Origin of the sequence: Plantactinospora veratri (assembly GCF_036421995.1) — a bacterium.
In the GTDB taxonomy this organism is placed as follows: Bacteria; Actinomycetota; Actinomycetes; order Mycobacteriales; family Micromonosporaceae; genus Plantactinospora; species Plantactinospora veratri.
In genome coordinates this window covers 161,568-178,630 of sequence record NZ_JAZGQL010000009.1, presented here as the reverse complement: position 1 = coordinate 178,630, position 17,063 = coordinate 161,568, and the positions used below count along the sequence as shown (strand labels likewise).

13 protein-coding genes are annotated in these 17,063 nt (G+C 73.3%); 5 read left to right on the top strand and 8 right to left on the bottom strand.

Going from position 1 to position 17,063, the window contains the following annotated elements; all coding sequences use genetic code 11:
* Positions 1-9: 9 nt before the first annotated feature.
* The 5 genes from V1634_RS15695 to V1634_RS15675 all read right to left on the bottom strand — a co-directional run bounded on the left by V1634_RS15695 (position 10) and on the right by V1634_RS15675 (position 6,217).
* Positions 10-2,208 (bottom strand): AMP-binding protein, encoded by a 2,199-nt coding sequence (locus V1634_RS15695; protein ID WP_331208547.1) that lies wholly within the window; start codon positions 2,206-2,208, stop codon positions 10-12.
* Entirely contained in the window at positions 2,130-3,365 is a 1,236-nt protein-coding gene (locus V1634_RS15690) for a beta-ketoacyl synthase N-terminal-like domain-containing protein (protein WP_331208546.1), read from the bottom strand. Before V1634_RS15690 ends, V1634_RS15695 begins: the two co-directional genes overlap by 79 nt.
* A complete protein-coding gene (locus tag V1634_RS15685; protein WP_331208545.1) occupies positions 3,352-4,581 on the bottom strand; it encodes a beta-ketoacyl synthase N-terminal-like domain-containing protein in 1,230 nt (409 codons plus the stop codon). Before V1634_RS15685 ends, V1634_RS15690 begins: the two co-directional genes overlap by 14 nt.
* On the bottom strand, positions 4,571-4,831 hold the full coding sequence (locus V1634_RS15680) for an acyl carrier protein (protein ID WP_107256054.1): 261 nt from the start codon (positions 4,829-4,831) through the stop codon (positions 4,571-4,573). Before V1634_RS15680 ends, V1634_RS15685 begins: the two co-directional genes overlap by 11 nt.
* Before the next feature lie 270 nt (positions 4,832-5,101).
* Positions 5,102-6,217, bottom strand: a complete 1,116-nt coding sequence (locus tag V1634_RS15675; RefSeq protein ID WP_331208544.1) for an L-dopachrome tautomerase-related protein — start codon at positions 6,215-6,217, stop codon at positions 5,102-5,104.
* Between the two features lie 250 nt (positions 6,218-6,467).
* Between V1634_RS15675 and V1634_RS35470 the strand changes: the two genes are divergently transcribed.
* On the top strand, positions 6,468-7,406 hold the full coding sequence (locus V1634_RS35470; RefSeq protein WP_407951794.1) for a golvesin C-terminal-like domain-containing protein: 939 nt from the start codon (positions 6,468-6,470) through the stop codon (positions 7,404-7,406).
* A gap of 63 nt (positions 7,407-7,469) precedes the next feature.
* Here the strand turns inward: V1634_RS35470 and V1634_RS15660 are convergent, their stop codons facing one another.
* Entirely contained in the window at positions 7,470-8,504 is a 1,035-nt protein-coding gene (locus V1634_RS15660; RefSeq protein WP_331208543.1) for a TRM11 family SAM-dependent methyltransferase, read from the bottom strand.
* A 230-nt stretch (positions 8,505-8,734) separates the two neighbouring features.
* On the opposite strand from V1634_RS15660, the gene V1634_RS15655 reads away from it, so the two are divergent.
* Positions 8,735-11,110 carry a M64 family metallopeptidase gene (locus V1634_RS15655; RefSeq protein WP_331208542.1) on the top strand — a complete coding sequence of 792 codons (2,376 nt, stop codon included), beginning with the start codon at positions 8,735-8,737 and terminating at the stop codon, positions 11,108-11,110.
* Positions 11,111-11,177: 67 nt separating this feature from the next.
* On the opposite strand, the gene V1634_RS15650 is transcribed toward V1634_RS15655, so the two are convergent.
* Together V1634_RS15650 and V1634_RS15645 are read right to left on the bottom strand one after the other, a co-directional pair.
* Positions 11,178-12,029 carry an SAM-dependent methyltransferase gene (locus tag V1634_RS15650; protein ID WP_331208541.1) on the bottom strand — a complete coding sequence of 284 codons (852 nt, stop codon included), beginning with the start codon at positions 12,027-12,029 and terminating at the stop codon, positions 11,178-11,180.
* Between the two features lie 95 nt (positions 12,030-12,124).
* On the bottom strand, positions 12,125-12,928 hold the full coding sequence (locus V1634_RS15645) for a hypothetical protein (protein ID WP_331208540.1): 804 nt from the start codon (positions 12,926-12,928) through the stop codon (positions 12,125-12,127).
* A 384-nt stretch (positions 12,929-13,312) separates the two neighbouring features.
* On the opposite strand from V1634_RS15645, the gene V1634_RS15640 reads away from it, so the two are divergent.
* From V1634_RS15640 to V1634_RS15630, 3 genes are read left to right on the top strand one after another with little or no spacing between them, the layout of a single operon-like run.
* A complete protein-coding gene (locus V1634_RS15640) occupies positions 13,313-13,819 on the top strand; it encodes a (2Fe-2S)-binding protein (RefSeq protein WP_407951799.1) in 507 nt (168 codons plus the stop codon).
* The gene (locus tag V1634_RS15635) at positions 13,816-14,793 is read left to right on the top strand and encodes an FAD binding domain-containing protein (protein WP_331208539.1); all 978 of its coding nucleotides are present in this window, start codon (positions 13,816-13,818) and stop codon (positions 14,791-14,793) included. Before V1634_RS15640 ends, V1634_RS15635 begins: the two co-directional genes overlap by 4 nt.
* A complete protein-coding gene (locus tag V1634_RS15630) occupies positions 14,790-17,006 on the top strand; it encodes a xanthine dehydrogenase family protein molybdopterin-binding subunit (protein ID WP_331208538.1) in 2,217 nt (738 codons plus the stop codon). Before V1634_RS15635 ends, V1634_RS15630 begins: the two co-directional genes overlap by 4 nt.
* Positions 17,007-17,063 lie beyond the last annotated feature (57 nt).

Genomic DNA, 17,063 nt, shown 5'->3' with positions numbered 1-17,063 from the left:
CCGGGGGCGTCAGTCCCGGAACATCCCGGCGAGCACCTCGGCGGTCCGGGCCGGGTTGGTGGCGACGAAGTAGTGGTCCCCGGGCACCATGTGCAGGCTGGCGATCCGGTCGACCGGGATCCGGGCGGTGACCGCGTCCCGGGTGCAGAGCCCGTCGTCGGTGCCGAGCAGCACGTGCACGGCCCTGGACCCCACCCCCTGGAAGCCCTCCGGGGCCAGCGCGATGTCCCGGCGGAACCGGGGCAGCAGCAGTCGGGTCACCTCCTCCGGGGTGAGTCCGCTGGTCGGCAGCAGACCGGTGCTGCGCAGCCCGGCCAGCAGGGTCTCGTCGTCGTCGGAGACCAGCGCCGGTCGCTGCGTGCCGGGCAGCACCGGCGGAGCGGAGAGGACCACCGGGGTCGCGCCCAGCCCGTCCCCGGCGGCGTCGGCGACCGCGGCGGCCAGCACCGCGCCGAGGCTGTGCCCGAAGAGCACCGCCTGGTCCGACAGGTACGGCGTACTCGCCCGCCACCAGGCGCGGGCGGCGTCGGCGATGGTGGCACCGTCGGAGTAGGTCGCCTCGCCGGCCACCACCCGCCAGGATCCCGGCAGGTGCCGGGCCAGCCGGGTGAACGCCCCGCAGGAGCCGCCCGCGTACGGGATGCAGACCAGGGTCCGGCCGGGGCCGTCCCGCAGTACCCGCATCCGGACCGTCACCGGCTCGCCGGCCCGGCCGCGCAACTGGAACCGGGCGAGCTTGCCGGTCGAGGTGGTCGGCAGCGCCTCCACCACCTCGACGACGGCGGGCCGCTTGTGCGGCGGGAGCCCGGCCCGGAACGCGGCCCGGGCCGCCCGGCGCAGCGCGCCCGGGTCGACGCCGGGAGCCGGCACCAGATAGGCGACCGCCTGCTCCAGTCCGGATCCGTCCCGGGCGCCGACCACCGCGCACTGGGCCAGCCCGGCGAGGTCCCGGACCGCCGCCTCGACGTCGAGCGGCGAGACCTTGTAACCACCGATGTTGATCAGGTCGTCGTGCCGGCACAGGTACCGCAGTTCCCCGTCCGGGTCCTGCCGGACGATGTCGCCGGTGTAGGCCCCGCCGTCTGCGAAGGTCCGCACCGCCGAGTCGGGCCGGTCCAGGTAGCCGGCGGCCACCGACGGGCCGGCCACGTGCAGCCGGCCCTCCGTCCCGTCCGGGACGACCCGGCCGGCGTCGTCCCGGACGGTCACCGTCGTGCCCGGTACCGGCCGGCCGGTCGAGCCGGGCTGGCTGCCCCGGGTCGCCAGCACGATGTGCAGCACCTCGGTCGCGCCGAGCCCGTTGACCAGCGGCACGCCGAAGGTGCCGGTGAAGTCGGCGCAGAGCGACGCCGGCAGGTGCTCCCCGGCCGAGACGGCCAGCCGCAGCGAACCGAGGTCGGGGATGCCGGTCGGATCCGTCGGGTCGCCCTGACCGGCCCGGTCCAGCAGCGCGGCGTAGATCCGGGGTACCGCGCAGAGCACGGTCGGGCGGTGCCGGGCGATCGTCGCGGCCAGCCGGTAGACGTCGGGTGGCCCCTGGTTGAGCAGTACCCCGGCTCCGGCGGCGAGCGGGAAGAGCAGCGAGTTGCCGAAGCCGTACCCGAAGGAGAGCTTGGCGGTGGAGAGCACCAGGTCGTCGGGGTGCAGGTCGAGGATCCGGCCGAAGCCGTCCAGCACCCCGGTCACGCCGGCCCCGGTGTGCAGTACCCCCTTCGGCTTGCCGGTGCTGCCCGAGGTGTACTGGATCAGCAGCACCTCGGACGGCGGGTGGGTAACCGGCGGCGGTGACGGCGGCGCGCCCGGCGCCAGCCAGTCCGCACCTCCTCGGGGCAGTCCGGTCAGGCCGGCCTGGTCCGCCCGCGCGGCGCCCGCCTCGTCGGCGTGCAGGAAGCCGGCCCGGCAGTCCCCGGCGATGAACCCGAGTTCCGCCCCGGTCAGCATCGGGCTCACCGGCACCGCCGCGGCGCCCCGCCACCACAGTGCCAGGATCGCCACCGCGGTCGGCAGGTCGTCGTCGGCCACCACCAGGCCCCGGGTGCCGGGGCCGATCCCGGCCTCGGCCAGCCGCGCCGCGTAGCCGCGCACCGCGCGGTACAGCTCCGCGTAGCCGAGCCGCTCGCCGGCACCGGTCAGGTACGCGAGCCGCTCGCCCCGACCGGACGCGAACGCTCTCCCCACCAGCCGCTCGACGAGGTTGGCGCTCCCCATGATGAGACCTCCAGGATGGCTGCGTTGCCGGACGGTTCGATCGCCACCGCGAGCAGGCTCGTCGGTGCCGGTGCGCTGGCGCAGTACGCGACGGCACAGGCCGCCGCCAGCAGGCCGCCGGCCGCCCCGAAGTCGCCGAGGGCCCGTTCCAGGTGCCAGACCGGGCGGTGCGCCTCCTGCGCGAGTGCCTCGACCAGCTCGGTGTCGACGGTGGAGACGATGGTGCCGACCGGTCCGGCCGGTGCACCGCCGACCGGCGCGTCGGGCGCGGGGGCGGGGGGGGCGGGGGGGGGGGGGGGGGGGGGGCCCCCGGCGGATGGTCCGGCCGCCCTGCCCGATCCCGCGGGGCGGGCGGCGCGGACCAGGGCGCGGCACCGTGCCGCCAGGTCGGCCCGGTCGAGGCTGGTCCGGCGGAACCGTCCCAGCCGGATGCCCGGCTCGTCGTCCGGGCACGGCGACACCGCCAGGCAGGCGGCGCCCTCGGCCGCGACGAATTCGTCGGCGAGGCCGGCCAGGCTCCACCGGCTCACCGTCGCCGAGCCGCCGACCAGGGCCCGGGCCGCCATGCCGTCGGCGAGCAGCCGGGCCGCCTCGACCAGTGCGGTCAGCCCGGCCGTGGTGCCGCCGGTCGTCGTCTCGTTCGGACCGTCCAGGCCGAGCCGGATGGAGACGGTCGCGGCCGGCCCGTTGAACGCCGAGGCGGGACCGATGATCGGGCTGCTCAGCCCCGGATCGAGGGTCGCGGCCTCGACACAGACCCGGGCGTACTCGGCCAGCCCCGCGGTCGAGCTGGCCCAGAGTACGGCGGCCGGGCCGGCCTCGACGGGGTCGACCAGCGAGGTCACGTGCCACGGGTCGGGCGGGGCGTCGGGCGGGACCGTAGCGGCCTCGGCCGCCACGGCGAGCGCGAGCAGGGATTCGGGCGGTACGGCCCGCAGTCCCCGCCCGGCGACGGCGGCCGGGAGTCGGGGCGCGACCGGGGCGTGCGTGCGCCGGTCGAGTGGGGCGAGGTCGGTTTCCGGGGCGGTGAAGCGGCGTACCGGTGCCGGCGGTACGGGTGCCCCGTCGACCAGTCGGGCCAGCTCCGCCGCGTCGGCCACGCCGGGCAGCCGCAGCCCGAGGCCGCGTACGGCCAGACAGTCGTCAACCGGCGGCACGGTCGTCCTTCCCGAGCAGTACGGTCGAGACCCCGCCGCCGAAGCCGAAGGCCTGGCTCAGCACGGCCCCGACCGGGGCCCGCCGGCCGGCCGGCTCGACCAGGTCGATGCCGCCGCAGGCCGGGTCGGGTTCGATCAGCGTGACGTTGCCCGGCACCTGGTCGGCGGCGAGGGCCTGCACCGCGAGGATCGCCTCCAGCGCGGCGGCGGCCCCCTCGGCGTGCCCGAACTGTCCCTTGACCGAGGAGACCACCGGGCGGCGTCGGCCGGCGAGCGCCTTGGCCACCGCCCGGGCCTCGATGCCGTCACTGGCCTGGGTGCCGGTGCCGTGCGCGCAGACCCAGTCCACGTCGTCGCTGGTCAGTCGGGCCCGGTCGAGGCAGCCGTGGATGGTCGAGACCAGACCGTTGCCGTCCGGGTGCGGCTGGGTGGGGTTGTGCGCGTCGGCCGCGGCGGCGCAGGCGAGCAGTCGGGCCAGCGGGCGCCCGCCCCGCGCCGCGACCCGGTCGGCCCGTTCCAGGACCAGGACTCCGGCGCCCTCGCCCGGGATGGTGCCGCGCCGGTTGACGTCGAACGGCCGCACGGTGTCGACCGCGAGAGCGCGCAGCGAGGTGAACATGGCGAGGATCTCCAGGGAGAGTTCGGAGACGCCGCCGCAGACCGCGACGTCGACCTCGCCGGCCGCGACCGCCCGGGCGCCGGCCGCGACGGCGCTGTTCCCGGCCGCACAGCCGGGCGCGAAGAGCACCGTCGGGCCGCTGACCGCGACCGTCTCGCGGAGGGTGTCCAGCAGGGTGTCCGGCCGGGCCCAGGTCCGGCCGGGCACGTCGAGCCGGCCGGTCCCGATCCCCCGGTCCAGGATGGGCCGGGTGGCCATCACGGTGCCGGCGAAGACGCCGAGCCGGTGTGTCCGGTCCCGTTCCGGAACTCCGGCGTGCCGGAGCGCCTCCAGCGCGGCCACCGCGAGGAACCGGGCGGCCAGGGACCGGTGGCCGGGCACCATCGCGTCGAGGTCCGCGACCGCGCCGGCCGGCACCTCGGCGGCGCACCGGGCCGGGTAGCGGGACATGTCGAACCTGGTCACCGGTCCGGTCAGCACCCGGCGCCCGGTGACCGCCGTCCAGAGCGCGTCGGCGCCGAGGCCGGCGGCGGAGACCGCGCCGACTCCGGAGATCACCACCGCGGGGCGGCCGGCCCGGCTCCGGTCACGGTCCAACGGAGATGCCCCGATCCCGGAGTACGGCGAGGGTGTCGCCGAAGTCCTGGAGTCCGGCCGCTTCCTCGTCGGTCAGCCGTACCCCGAGCTGCCGTTCGATCCGGACGACGAATTCGACCTTCTGCACCGAGTCGATCCCGAGGTCCTCGTAGAAGGCCGCCCCCTCGGTGATCTCGTCCGGGTTGACCTCGAAGATCTCCGCCGCCAGGTCCCGGAGGACGGCGGCCGACACCCTGTCTCGCTCTGCCAAGTCCGGCTCCCTTCCCGATCACCGCTGGCCACGTTTCGTGGAACTTGCGGGTGGGCTCACAGTGAAGTTTTCCAGGAAGGAAACGACGCGGGAATCGCTGGAGATGCGACCAAAGAGCTTGTTCGCGCCGACCGAACAGCTCGTTACCGCAACCCGATCAGGTCGGTCCGGAACGGAAAACTCCGTATCGGCACCGGACGATCTGTCGCTGTCGGATGATGGTCGGTTCCGGTAAAGACATTGTCGTTGATCACTCGCCGGTGCACGGGTTCACACCGGAGTGGGCAGCAGCGCCACGGGGCCGGCGTCGATACCGATCCGGAACAGCACGTACGGGCGGCGTCGCCGGTCCACCCCGCCGGTGTAGTCGGGCTGCCGGTGGAGTTGGTTGGCGGTGACGTAGAGGTGCCCGTCGGCGGCGACGGACATGGTGTCCGGCCAGAGTAGCCGCGGGTCGCGTACCAGGGTCTCGAACCGCCCGTCCGGGTGCCGGCGCAGCACGGCGTTCTGCTCGTACGCGGTGAGGTAGATCCGGCCGGCGTCGTCGCTCTCCAGCCCGTCGGAGCCGGAGCCCTTGTCGCCCTCGTCCCGGACCGTCGCCGCCACCTCGGCCTCGTCCACCGACCGGTCGACCAGCGCGTCCACCGAGACGCTGTAGAGCCGGCGGGAGGCGAGCGGGCAGTAGTAGAGGCGACTGCCGTCGGCCGAGATCGCGATCCCGTCGGAGCCCATGGAGACCGGGCTCGGCGGCCCGTCGGGCGGGCAGACCAGGAAGGGTCGTCCCTCGACCAGTGGCCGGAACGTGGCCAGCGGTTCGGCCTTGGTGGACGGATGGTCGTGCAGCCGCCGCCAGGCCGTCCCGCTGGCCAGGTCCACCACGACGATCCCGTTCGGCCCGGCCATGGACGAGTCGGTGAGGAAGGCGACCCCGGCCGAGCGGCGGCGCAGGTCGAACCGGACGTCGTTCAGGTAGGAGGTGGGCAGCGCGACGTCGGCGGGGAAGACGATGGTCTGGGTGACCAGGTTGGTGTCGAGGTCGACGCAGACCAGTTTGGGGCCGCCGGGGCGGGTCGGCTGGAACTTCGGGCTGCCGGTGTCGAGCACCCAGAGCCGGTCGGTCGGGTCGACGACGACGCTCTGCACCGAGACGAAGGCGCCGGCGTCGTCGTCGCCGGACGGCTGGTTCCAGTCGTGGTCCGGATAGGGCACGCAGGTCCCGTCGCGCAGCTCGGCGACGGTGGCGTCGACCTGGTCTCCCCAGCGCGGGAAGTTGACGAAGATCCGCCCCTGCCGGGAGACGGTCACCCCGGTCGGCATGGCGCCGGAGAAGGTGTGCACGGTCTCCAGCCGGCCGAACGGCTCGTCGCTGGTCAGTTCGTCGCTCATCCGGCCCCCCGTGGCCCGTCCGCACACCGACCGGTCGAGCCGGCGACCGGCTCGACCACCACGCCACTGTAAGCCGCGCAACGCCGCGCAATACCCCAATAGCCAGATTTACCGCAATATCCCGCCGTCGCGTCTGCCGGCGATCAAAGGCACAGTCGGGCGTCTATGTAGAAGTCTTTCCAAGAGCGGCTGCGATTGGTTAAATACCTTCAACTTTTCGCCTCGCACCGCCTGCGCCGAAGGGCCTTAGATGAAGACCGGATACGCACGTAGCCTGGCCATCCTCGCCGCGGCCGCCATCGCCGCCCCGATCCTGCTCACGGCCACCCCGGCCAGCGCCGCGACGGTGACCGTCGACAACGCCACCGCCGGCCGCTTCACCGCCAGCGCCAACTGGGGTACGTCCACCTGGTCCGCCGACCGGCAGGGACCCGACTACCGGTACGCCACCCCCGACACCACCGCCAGCGACGTCGCCTGGTTCAAGGTCGACGTCCCCGCCGCCGGCAGTTACCTGGTGGAGGTCTTCTACCCGGCCGACTCCGGCTACAACAGCGCCACCCCGTTCATCGTCGCCACCACCAGCGGCAACCAGAGCATCCCGGTCGACCAGCGGGCCAACGGTGGCCGGTGGGTCAGCCTCGGCACCTTCCCGCTCGCCGCCGGCGACTACAACGCGGTCGGGGTCAGCCGGTGGACCGGCGGCACCGGCTACGTCGTCGCCGACGCCGTCCGGATCACCACCGCCACCGGCGGCGGCACCAGCTTCTCGATGCCGCTGCCCCGCACCGCGCTGCCGCGCAGCGAGTACGACGACCCGCACCACGACTATCCGGCGATCGACCTGCCGGTGCCGACCGGCACGGCCGCGTACGCCGTCCGGGCCGGGACCGTCGTCCGGGTCAACGACAGCAGTTGCGGCCAGGGCATCAACCTGACCGGCACCGACGGGGCGATCTACACGTACTGCCACTTCTCCGCCTGGTCGGTGGCCTCCGGCGCCACCGTCACGGCCGGGCAGCGGATCGGCTCGACCGGCAACACCGGCAACTCGACCGGCCCGCACCTGCACTTCGGCATCCGTACCGGCAGCACCCGCCGCTGCCCGCAGAACTTCCTGCTCGCCCTCTACGACGGCGTCACCCCGCCCGCCGCCAGCACCCTGCCCACCAGCGGTTGCAGCTACTGAGCTGTAAGGAAGGGCCCCTTCTTATCGTTTTCTGTTGTAGAAGGGGCCCTTCCTTACACACGTTCAGGGTTTTTGGGCGATCAGGATGTCCCGGACGATCGCCTGGTCGACCCGGTGGGCGAACTCCAGGTACGGGCCGTCGGCCAGCACCTCCAGGCCAGCGTCGGCGAGAACGCCGGCCGCCTCGTCCCGGCGGGCCACCTGGGTGTTCCAGGCGACGCCGAGCGCGCCACCGGGCCGGAGCAGACCGGCCCAGACCGGCACCGCCTCGGCGAGCAGGGCGAGCGGGCTGCGGGCCAGCCGCTGCCCGCTGCTGCGGCTGCCGTGCTGTACGCCGTACGGGGCGTCCGCCACCAGCAGGTCCTGGGTGCCGGGCCGGAAGAACTCGGCACTGCGGACCGTGTCCACCTGCACCACGTCCAGCCGCTGGGTCCGGCCCGCCCGGTAGGACTCCTTGTCGGCGGCGAGTTCGACCTGCAACCGCCGCGCCACCACCTGCCGGTTGCGGCGTACCGGCCCCGACTCGGCCCGGTGCTTCAGCCGCTTGCGTTTCAACCACGTCTGGATGTACGTCGCGTACGCGTCGAAGTCCGCCCGGTCGTGGTCCACCCCGGCCGCGTCGTACCCGTACATCAGCGCCTGGTTGAGCGTGGTGCCCCGGCCGCAGAGCGGGTCGAGCACCCGGAACGTCCGGTCCAGCATCTCCGGGGCGAACGCCGAGGAGAGCAGGGTCACGTTGAGCAGCAACTTGGTGAACTGCTCGTTCGTCTTTCCGGGATACTTCGGGATGGTCAGCAGGTCGTCGTCGAACCGGTCCAGCCGACGCAGCTCGACCGGCCGGAGCAGCCCGCCGGTGACCTCGAACAGCACGTAGATCGACGACAGGTTGGCCAGGTAGGCGACGTCGCGTTCGTCGAGCCGGTCGGCGGTGAAGGTGACGTAGCGGGCGCCCCCGAGCACGGTCTCGGTGATGTCGCCGAGCCGGCCGCCGAGCACCGCCCGGTCGAAGACGGCCAACTCGGCCCGGGTGAGCGCCACCGACGCGTCGGCGTAGACACGGTTCGACGACGGGGAAATCAACAACGCGTACTGGCTCATCTGTCCTTCCGGGGGTCGCGCGTCTGCGACCGGTCGATGTTAGTCGGCGGCCCTCCGCAGGCTTTCGCCGAGGTCAACCGGGGTGTCGGTCCGGCGGCGAATACTTGCGGCAGTTGATGGATGACCGGCGCCGACGCAGCGGGTTAGCCTGCCCCGATGATCTGTGCCGACCGTCGTCGTTCCGGGTCCGCTCCCGGAACCGACCACCCCCGATCCGGCAGGTGACATCGATGAGACCGACCGCGTCGAGAGGGCGGACATTCGCCACCCTCGCTGCCCTGGCCCTGGTGGCCGGAACACTGAGCCTGGCCGAGCCCGGTCGGGCCGCCGCCGAGCCCGAGGTGGGCAGCGCCCGGCTCGTCCCGCTCCAGGTCACCGGCCCGGCCAGCGAGCGGCTCAACCTGATCCTGCTCGGCGACGGCTACACCGCGGCCGAGCTGCCGAAGTTCCACGCCGACGTGGACCGGCACATGAACGTGCAGTGGAGCATCGAGCCCTACCGCAGCTACCGCAACTACTTCAACGTCTACGTGATCGAGATCGTCTCCGGTGAGTCCGGCATCCGGTGCGACCCGGACGACGACCCGCCGGACCCGGACCGGATCACCCCGCTCGGGCTGCACTACGCGGACGGCTGCACCAACCCGCTCGCCCGGGGCATCACCTTCCAGCCGTACGGCACGCAGGCGCTGAACCGCTATCTCCAGCAGCTCGTCGCGCCGCTCGGAGTGACCGCCAGCAACCGGCAGATCCTGGCGATCGCCAACACCGACACCTACGGCGGGATCGGCGGCACCAACGCCACCACCTCCGGCGGCGCCCCGCAGGGGCCCCTGATCAGCCCGCACGAGCTGGGGCACTCGTTGGGGCAGCTCCAGGACGAGTACCCGTACTCGAACCGGCCCGACCCCGGCGGGCCGTACTGCACGGACGACTGCGCCGAGCCGGCCTCGCGGCACCACACCCGGCTCACCGAGCAGCAGATGGTCGACCAGCAGGCGAAGTGGTGGCGCTGGCTCGGCGAGGAGAGCGAGTCCGGCGGCACGATCGGCCGCTACGAGAGCGGCATGTACGCCACCTCCGGCGTCTGGCGACCCAGCGAGCACTCCATCATGCGCTGGATCGGTTTCCACTACGACCAGGTCAGCCGGGAGATCATGACGCAGCGGATCTCCGGTCGCCGCGACACCAACGCGATGGCGCTCTCCGCCACCCCCACCGACCGGGCGGTCGGGCGCACCGACGTGCTGTGGGTGGAGACCCAGCACCCGGTCTACCACGAGCTGGACGTGCGCTGGACGGTCAACGGGGTGGCGGTGCCGGAGACCCGCAACAGCCGCAACCTCGAACTCGCCGACCTGGACGTGGCGCCCGGCGACGTCGTACGGGTGACGGTCTCGGATCCGACCGGGTTCGTCCGGGACCCGGCGATCCGGAACGGGCCGGCGCTGACCCAGTCCCGGCAGTGGACGGTCGGCGCCGAGCCGAGCCCGCCGTCGCAGGTGGCGGTGGCGTTCACCGCCTCGACCCCGACCGGCGAGCGCGCGGTCGGCGGCCAGGACGTGGTGTACGTCGAGACGACCCACCCGGTCGACCGGGTACTGGACGTCACCTGGCGGCTGGACGGCACGGTGCTGCCGAACCCGTACAACAGCCGCAACCTCGACCTGGGGGCACTGCGGCTGGCCCCGGGCAGCTACCGGCTCACCGCCACGGTCACCGACCCGGCCGCCCCGGACGGCGGCTCGGAGACCCGCACCTGGACGGTCGACAACGTCGGGGCGGGCACCACGGCGACGCTCTCCACGCCGGTCGCCACGCTGCCGGGCAGCGCCCCGCACCATGTCTACTTCGAGCGCTTCACCATGGGGCTGGATCCGACCGACGACCGGCCCGGGTTCACCGTCGGCGAGTTCCGGCTCGACCGGGACGGCTGGTTCAACTACTTCGGCTGGCCGGACGCTCCGGCCGGTACGCCGTTCCTGTTCACCCCGACCGGCACGGTGGTGAAGTCCCTGGTCTACGGCAACCTCGGCTCGGGCGGCCTCTCCAGGGCGGTCTTCGAGGAGACCGAACCGGGCTACGGCACGCACACCGTGGAGCACCGGGCGATCGACGCCGCCGGCAACATCGGCTCGGCGGACGAGTTCCGGGCCACGGTGCTGCCGGGTTCCGCGCCGGCCTGCACCCGGACGATCTCCGGCGCCCAGGCCGGCAACCTGACCGTCGCCACCGGGGTGACCTGCCTGCGGGACGCCCGGATGGCGGGCCGGATCACGGTACGCCCGGGTGCCTCGCTGGTCGTCTCCGGCGGGACGGTCGCGGGTGGGATCAGCGCCGACCGGGCCGCGGTGGTGCAGTTGCTCGGTACCACCGTCAGCGGTTCGGTCCAGGTCAGCGGGACCACCGGGTCGGTGACGAGCGCCGGCAGCAGCTTGCGCGGTGCGGTCCGGCTGACCGGCAACGCGGCCGGGGAACACGGGCTGGCGCTGGCCGGCAACCGGATCACCGGGGCGCTCACCTGCACCGGCAACGGCCGGGTGGCCGACTTCGGAGCCCGGAACGAGATCCGTGGTCAGCGGTCGGGCGACTGCGCCCGGCTCTGATCCGGCCGGGTGACGCCTGTGGTGGGACGGTGCCCCGGCATCGTCCCACCACACCCGAGCCGGTCTGTCAGGGCCGGCGCAGCACGCCGCCGTACTCGTAGAACCGGGTCTCCTCCGCGCCCTTGCCCAGGTAGGGCCGGAGCGCCTCGTCGACCGGCGCCAGCGGCGGCTGGGTCGGGTCCGGGCGCCAGGTCTTGACGTCGACCAGCCCCGGCTCGACCGGCTCGAAGTCGCGGACGAACTCGGCCACCTCGTCGACCATGCGGTTCTTCCAGGTGATGCCCATCTTCTTCACCATCGCGTTGCCGGCGTCCACCCCGGCCTGGTCCGTGCCGGCCAGCTGCGAGTAGCCCAGGTAGCTGTCCGGGGCCATCGCCTCGCGCAGCACCGCGAGCATGTGGCGGATCTTGTCGTCGTCGACGATGGAGTGGGTCACCGAGAAGAGCAGCACGGCGACCGGCCGGGAGAAGTCGATCATCTCGCGGACGTCCGCGTCGGCCAGGATCTTCTCCGGCTCGGTGACGTCGGCGGCGATCACCCGGGTCGTCTCGTCGTCGGCCAGCAGCGCGCGCCCGTGCGCCAGCACGATCGGGTCGACGTCGACGTAGACCACCCGGGCGTCGGGCTGGAACTCCTGCGCCACCTGGTGCACGTTCGCCTGGGTCGGCAGCCCGCTGCCCAGGTCGAGGAACTGCCGGATGCCGAGGTCGCGGGCGAGGAACCGGACGGCCCGGTAGAGGAAGAGCCGGTTCTCCCGGGTCACGTCCAGACTGGCCGGGTACTGCGAGTTGACGAACTGCACGGCCGCCCGGTCCGCCGGGAAGTTGTCCTTGCCGCCCAGCGAGTAGTCGTACATCCGGGCCGAGGTCGGGACGTCGATCGGGAAGGCGGGGTAGCCTCCGTCGTTTGGCGCGGTCACGAGATCAGCTCCGTACGGATCGAGGGGACGGAACACCAGGGTAGCGGTTCCGTCGACCCTCCCTTTGCGAGTGTCGGCCAGAGTGCGTGTCGCGCTCAGCGACCGCAGCCCACCCGCTGTGACCCGAGCGCGATGTCGTCGAGCCACAGGTCGAAGTGGTCCGGGGTGGGGCCGCCCTGGTAGAGCTGCCAGCCGATCTTCACCGTGTCGGCCTGCGGCAGGACGAAGTCGACCGGGTTGCCGCCGTGCTCGGTGGTGGTGACCGTCATCTCCGGCTGGGCGACGCCGCCGATCCAGACCGCGACCCGGTTGTCGGCGGCGTCCCACTGCCACTCGAAGCACTGCCAGCGGTCCTCGACGGTGGGCGCGGACTCCCGCCAGTTGGTCCAGTCACCGGTCGGGCCGCCGTCGGCACCGACGCCCCAGTAGGAGCCGCCCAGCGGTGGCGCCCACTGGCCGCCGATCGGCCGTACCACCTCGGCACTGCCCGAACCGGTCGCCTCGACCAGGGTGAAGTGTGCCCAGTCGGGTGCGGTCGGGAAGGCGTCCACCTTCAACCGGATCCGGCCGTAGAAGCTGTTGCCCGGTGCGGCGAAGTCGTCCACCTTGAGGAAGGCCCGGCCGTTGCCCTCGGTGTGCACCCGCAGCACCTTGTCGTGCCGCTGCCGCTCCACCGTCAGGGTGCCGTCCTTGGTGTCGATGCCCCAGGCCAGCGAGGCGGCGCCACCGGTGGGCAGCCGTTCGAAGTCCTCGCAGAAGAGCAGCGTACGGGGACCGCAGCCGCCGTGGCCGCCACCGTGCCCGGCCGGGCCGCCGCCGGCCTGCGCGGCGCCGCCGCTGGCCAGCACCGCGGCGGCGGTGAGGAGGATGAGGGGAAACCGTTTCGTCAGCCCGACCATGGCGCAAGAGCATGACAGATATCGATGGAGTACGCCACCCGGTGCGACCAACTCCCCACCGACCGCATCGACATCGACGATGTTCTTTGATTCACTGGGAGGTCCCCGGCCGTGGTCCGGTGCCCACCCGCACCGCGCGTACCCGTACGTGCCCGCACCGGCCGGCGGCACGTGGCGGAGGTGTGTCTCATGAGCAGTGAGTCCGGATCGGACTCGCCCCCGGTCGACGTCCCCACCCCGGGCGTGTCCCGGCGCGGAGTGCTGCACCGGACGGCGGTCGCGTCGGCCGGGCTGGCCGTCGGCGCGACCGCCGGGCCGGCGATCGGCACCGGGCTGGCCGACCCCGCCGGGCCGGCGATCGGCACCGGGCTGGCCGAACCCGCCGTGGCGGCGCCGGCACCGGAGCCGGCCGCCGCCGCGACCGTCGAGATCACCCTGGTGGTCAACGGCCGCACCGAGCGGCTGCGGATCGACTCCCGGGTGACCCTGCTCGACGCGCTGCGCGAGCGGCTCGGGCTGACCGGGTCGAAGAAGGGCTGCGACCGGGGCCAGTGCGGCGCCTGCACGGTGCTCGTCGACGGCCGCCGGGTGCTCGGCTGCCTGACCCTGGCCGCGACCACCGCCGGCCGTCGGGTCACCACCGTCGAGGGGCTGGCCGACGGCGACCAACTGCACCCGGTGCAGCAGGCCTTCATCGACTGCGACGCCTTCCAGTGCGGGTTCTGCACCTCCGGGCAGATCATGTCGGCGGTCGCCCTGCTCGACGAGGGGCACACCGGCTCCGACGACGAGATCCGCGAACACATGTCCGGCAACATCTGCCGCTGCGGGGCGTACGAGAACATCGTGGTCGCCGTCCGGACGGCCCGGCGAAGCGGGGTGGACCGATGAGGCCCTTCGACTACACGACCGCGCAGGACGTGTCGCAGGCGCTGGCCGGCGGCGGTGCCGGCACGGCGTACCTGGCCGGCGGGACCACGCTGGTGGACCTGATGAAGCTCGAGGTGATGACCCCGCGCCAGGTGGTGGACATCAACCGGCTGCCGCTGCGCGGCGTCTCCGCCGACCGGGACGGGCTGCACATCGGTGCGCTGGAACGGATGAGCGACGTCGCCGGGCACGGGCTGGTGACCGCCGGATATCCGGTGCTCGCCCAGGCCCTGCTGCGCAGCGCCTCCCCGCAGTTGCGCAACATGGCGAGCATCGGCGGCAACCTGCTGCAACGGGTCCGCTGCGGCTACTTCCGGGACACCAGCACCGGCTGCAACAAGCGCCAGCCCGGCTCCGGCTGCCCGGCGATCGACGGCGAGAACCGCGGCCACGCCATCCTCGGCACCAGCGACTCCTGCGTCGCCACCCACCCCAGTGACCTGGCGGTGGCCCTGGTCGCGCTGGACGCACGCGTCCGGCTGGTCGGCCGGGGCGGGACCCGGGACGTCCGGCTCGCCGACTTCTACCTGCTGCCCGGCGACACCCCGCAGCGGGAGCACGACCTGCGCCCGGGCGAACTGGTCACCCGGGTCACCGTGCCGCCGCTGCCCTGGGCCACCCGATCGGCGTACCTGAAGATCCGGGACCGGCAGTCGTACGAGTTCGCCCTCGCCTCGGCGGCGGTGGCGCTCGACCTGCGCGGTGGCGTGGTCCGGGACGTACGGGTGGCGGTGGGCGGGGTCGGCACCCGGCCCTGGCGGCTGCCAGCGGTGGAGGACGCGCTGCGCGGCAGGGCAGCCCGGCCGGAGGTGTTCGAGGCGGCCGCCGCCCTGGCGGTCGAGGCGGCCCGGCCGCTGGCACACAACCGGTTCAAGACGACGCTGGTCCGGCGCACCATCGTGCGCGCCCTGACGAACCTGGTGGGGTCGAAATGAGCGGCGCTGCACGGACCGTCTCGGTCAACCGGGTCGACGGCCGGCTCAAGGTCACCGGCGGTGCCCGGTACGCCGCCGACCAGCCGGCCGAACGGCTCGCCCACGGCTACCTGCTGGTCAGTACGATCGCCCGGGGCACCATCCGGGCGATGGACGTGGCCGCCGCCGAGGCCGCCCCGGGGGTACTCGCCGTCTACACCCCGTTCCGCTCGCTGGCACTGCTCGGCAGCGGCACCCCGTTCAGCGTCGGGCACAGTTGGCTGCCGTTGCAGGACGCCGAGGTGCACTATCACGGCCAGGCGATCGGGCTGGTGGTGGCGGAGACGTTCGAGCAGGCCCGGGACGCGGCGGCACTGGTCCGGGCCGACTACGACGTACGGCCACCGGCGGCCTCCCTCGTCGACGGCATCCCCGGGGCCACCGACCCCGGCCCGATCACGGGCGAGCCGGCCCGGCTCGAGTTCCTGGCCGACGGGGTCGGTTCGATCGACGAGGCGCTGGCGGCCAGCGAGGTGACCGTCTCCGGCACCTACCAGCAGCCGGGCAAGCACCACAGCGCGATGGAGCCGCACGCCTGCGTGGCCGCCTGGCAGGACGGCGCGCTCACCCTCTACACCGGTACCCAGAGCGCGTCGCTGACCGTCGGCGCGATGGCGGCGGCGCTCGGCGTCGAGGCGGCCAAGGTCCGGGTGGTCAGCCCGCACGTCGGGGGCGGCTTCGGCAACAAGATCGCCACCTGGGCGCATCCGCTGCTCGCCGCGGCTGCCGCGCGGACGCTGGACCGGCCGGTGAAGGTGGTACTCACCCGGGAGCAGACCTTCACGGTCAGCGGAAACCGTTCCGCCGTACGCCAGACGGTGTCCCTGGGCGCCCGCCGGGACGGCACCCTGGTCGCGATCAAGCACCAGGTCTGGTCCAGCCAGTCCGCCTCGGGCGGCATCTTCGAGAACTCGGCGCACACCACCTCGCGCTACCTCTACAAAACTGAGAACCTGCACCTCGACCAGAAGATCGTGACGCTGGACGTACCGCCGCCGACCTGGATGCGGGCGCCCGGCCAGGAGTCCGGCTCCTTCGCGCTGGAGACCGCGCTCGACGAACTCGCCACCGAGCTGCGGCTGGACCCGGTCGAGCTGCGGCTGCGCAACAACGCAACGGTCTATCCGGGCCGGAACGTGCCGTGGTCCAGCAAGCACCTGGACGAGTGCTACCGGATCGGCGCGCAGCGGTTCGGCTGGGCCCGGCGCAACCCGACGCCCGGTGCCGTCGTACGCGGCGAGTGGCTGGTCGGGATGGGGGTGGCCACCGCCAACTATCCCGGCGAGCGGTTCCCCGCCTCGGTGCAGGTGCGGTTCCGGCCCGACGGCGACGTCTCGGTCGCCAGCGCCACCGCCGACCTCGGCACCGGAATGTGGACGGTGCTGGCCGTGCTCGGCGCGGAGGCGCTCGGCCTGCCGGTCTCCCGGATCCGCAGCGATCTCGGCGACTCCACCCTGGCCGCGAACATCGGCTCGTTCGGCTCGGCCTCCACCGCGAGTACCGGCCCGGCGGTGGCCGCCGCCGCCGAGGCGGCGAAGACCGCGCTGATCACCCTGGCCGTGACCGACGAGCGGTCGCCGCTGCACGGGGTGCCCGCCGCCGACGTCCGGTACGACCGGGGTGATCTCGTCGCCCCCGACCGGCGGATCGGCTTTCCGGAGCTGCTCCGGGCGGTCGGGTCGGAGGGTGTCGAGGCGACCGGCAGCGCGGCTCCCGGCCCGGAGCACGGGCAGCACGCCTTCACCTCGTTCGGCGCGCACTTCTGCGAGGTCCGGGTCAACCGGTGGACCGGTGAACCCCGGCTGAGCCGGATGACCACGGTGATCGACGGCGGCGCGATCATCAACGCCAAGACCGCCCGCAGCCAGATCATCGGTGGTGTCATCTTCGGCATCGGCCAGGCGCTGCTGGAGGGCGCCGCCGTCGAGCCGGAGACCGGCCGGATCGCCAACGGCAACTTCGCGGACTACCTGCTGCCGGTCAACGCCGACGTACCCCCGATCGACGTGCATTTCCTCGACCACCCGGACCTGCTGTTCAACCCGCTCGGCGCGCGGGGGATCGGCGAGATCGGCACGGTCGGGGTCGCCGCCGCGATCGGCAACGCCGTCTACAACGCCACCGGGCGGCGGATCCGGGAGCTGCCGATCAGCCTGGACAAGCTGCTCGACTGAGTACGGCACGTCGAACCGACGCGAACCGGGAGGGCGCTGGCTCCCCGGAGACCCCAC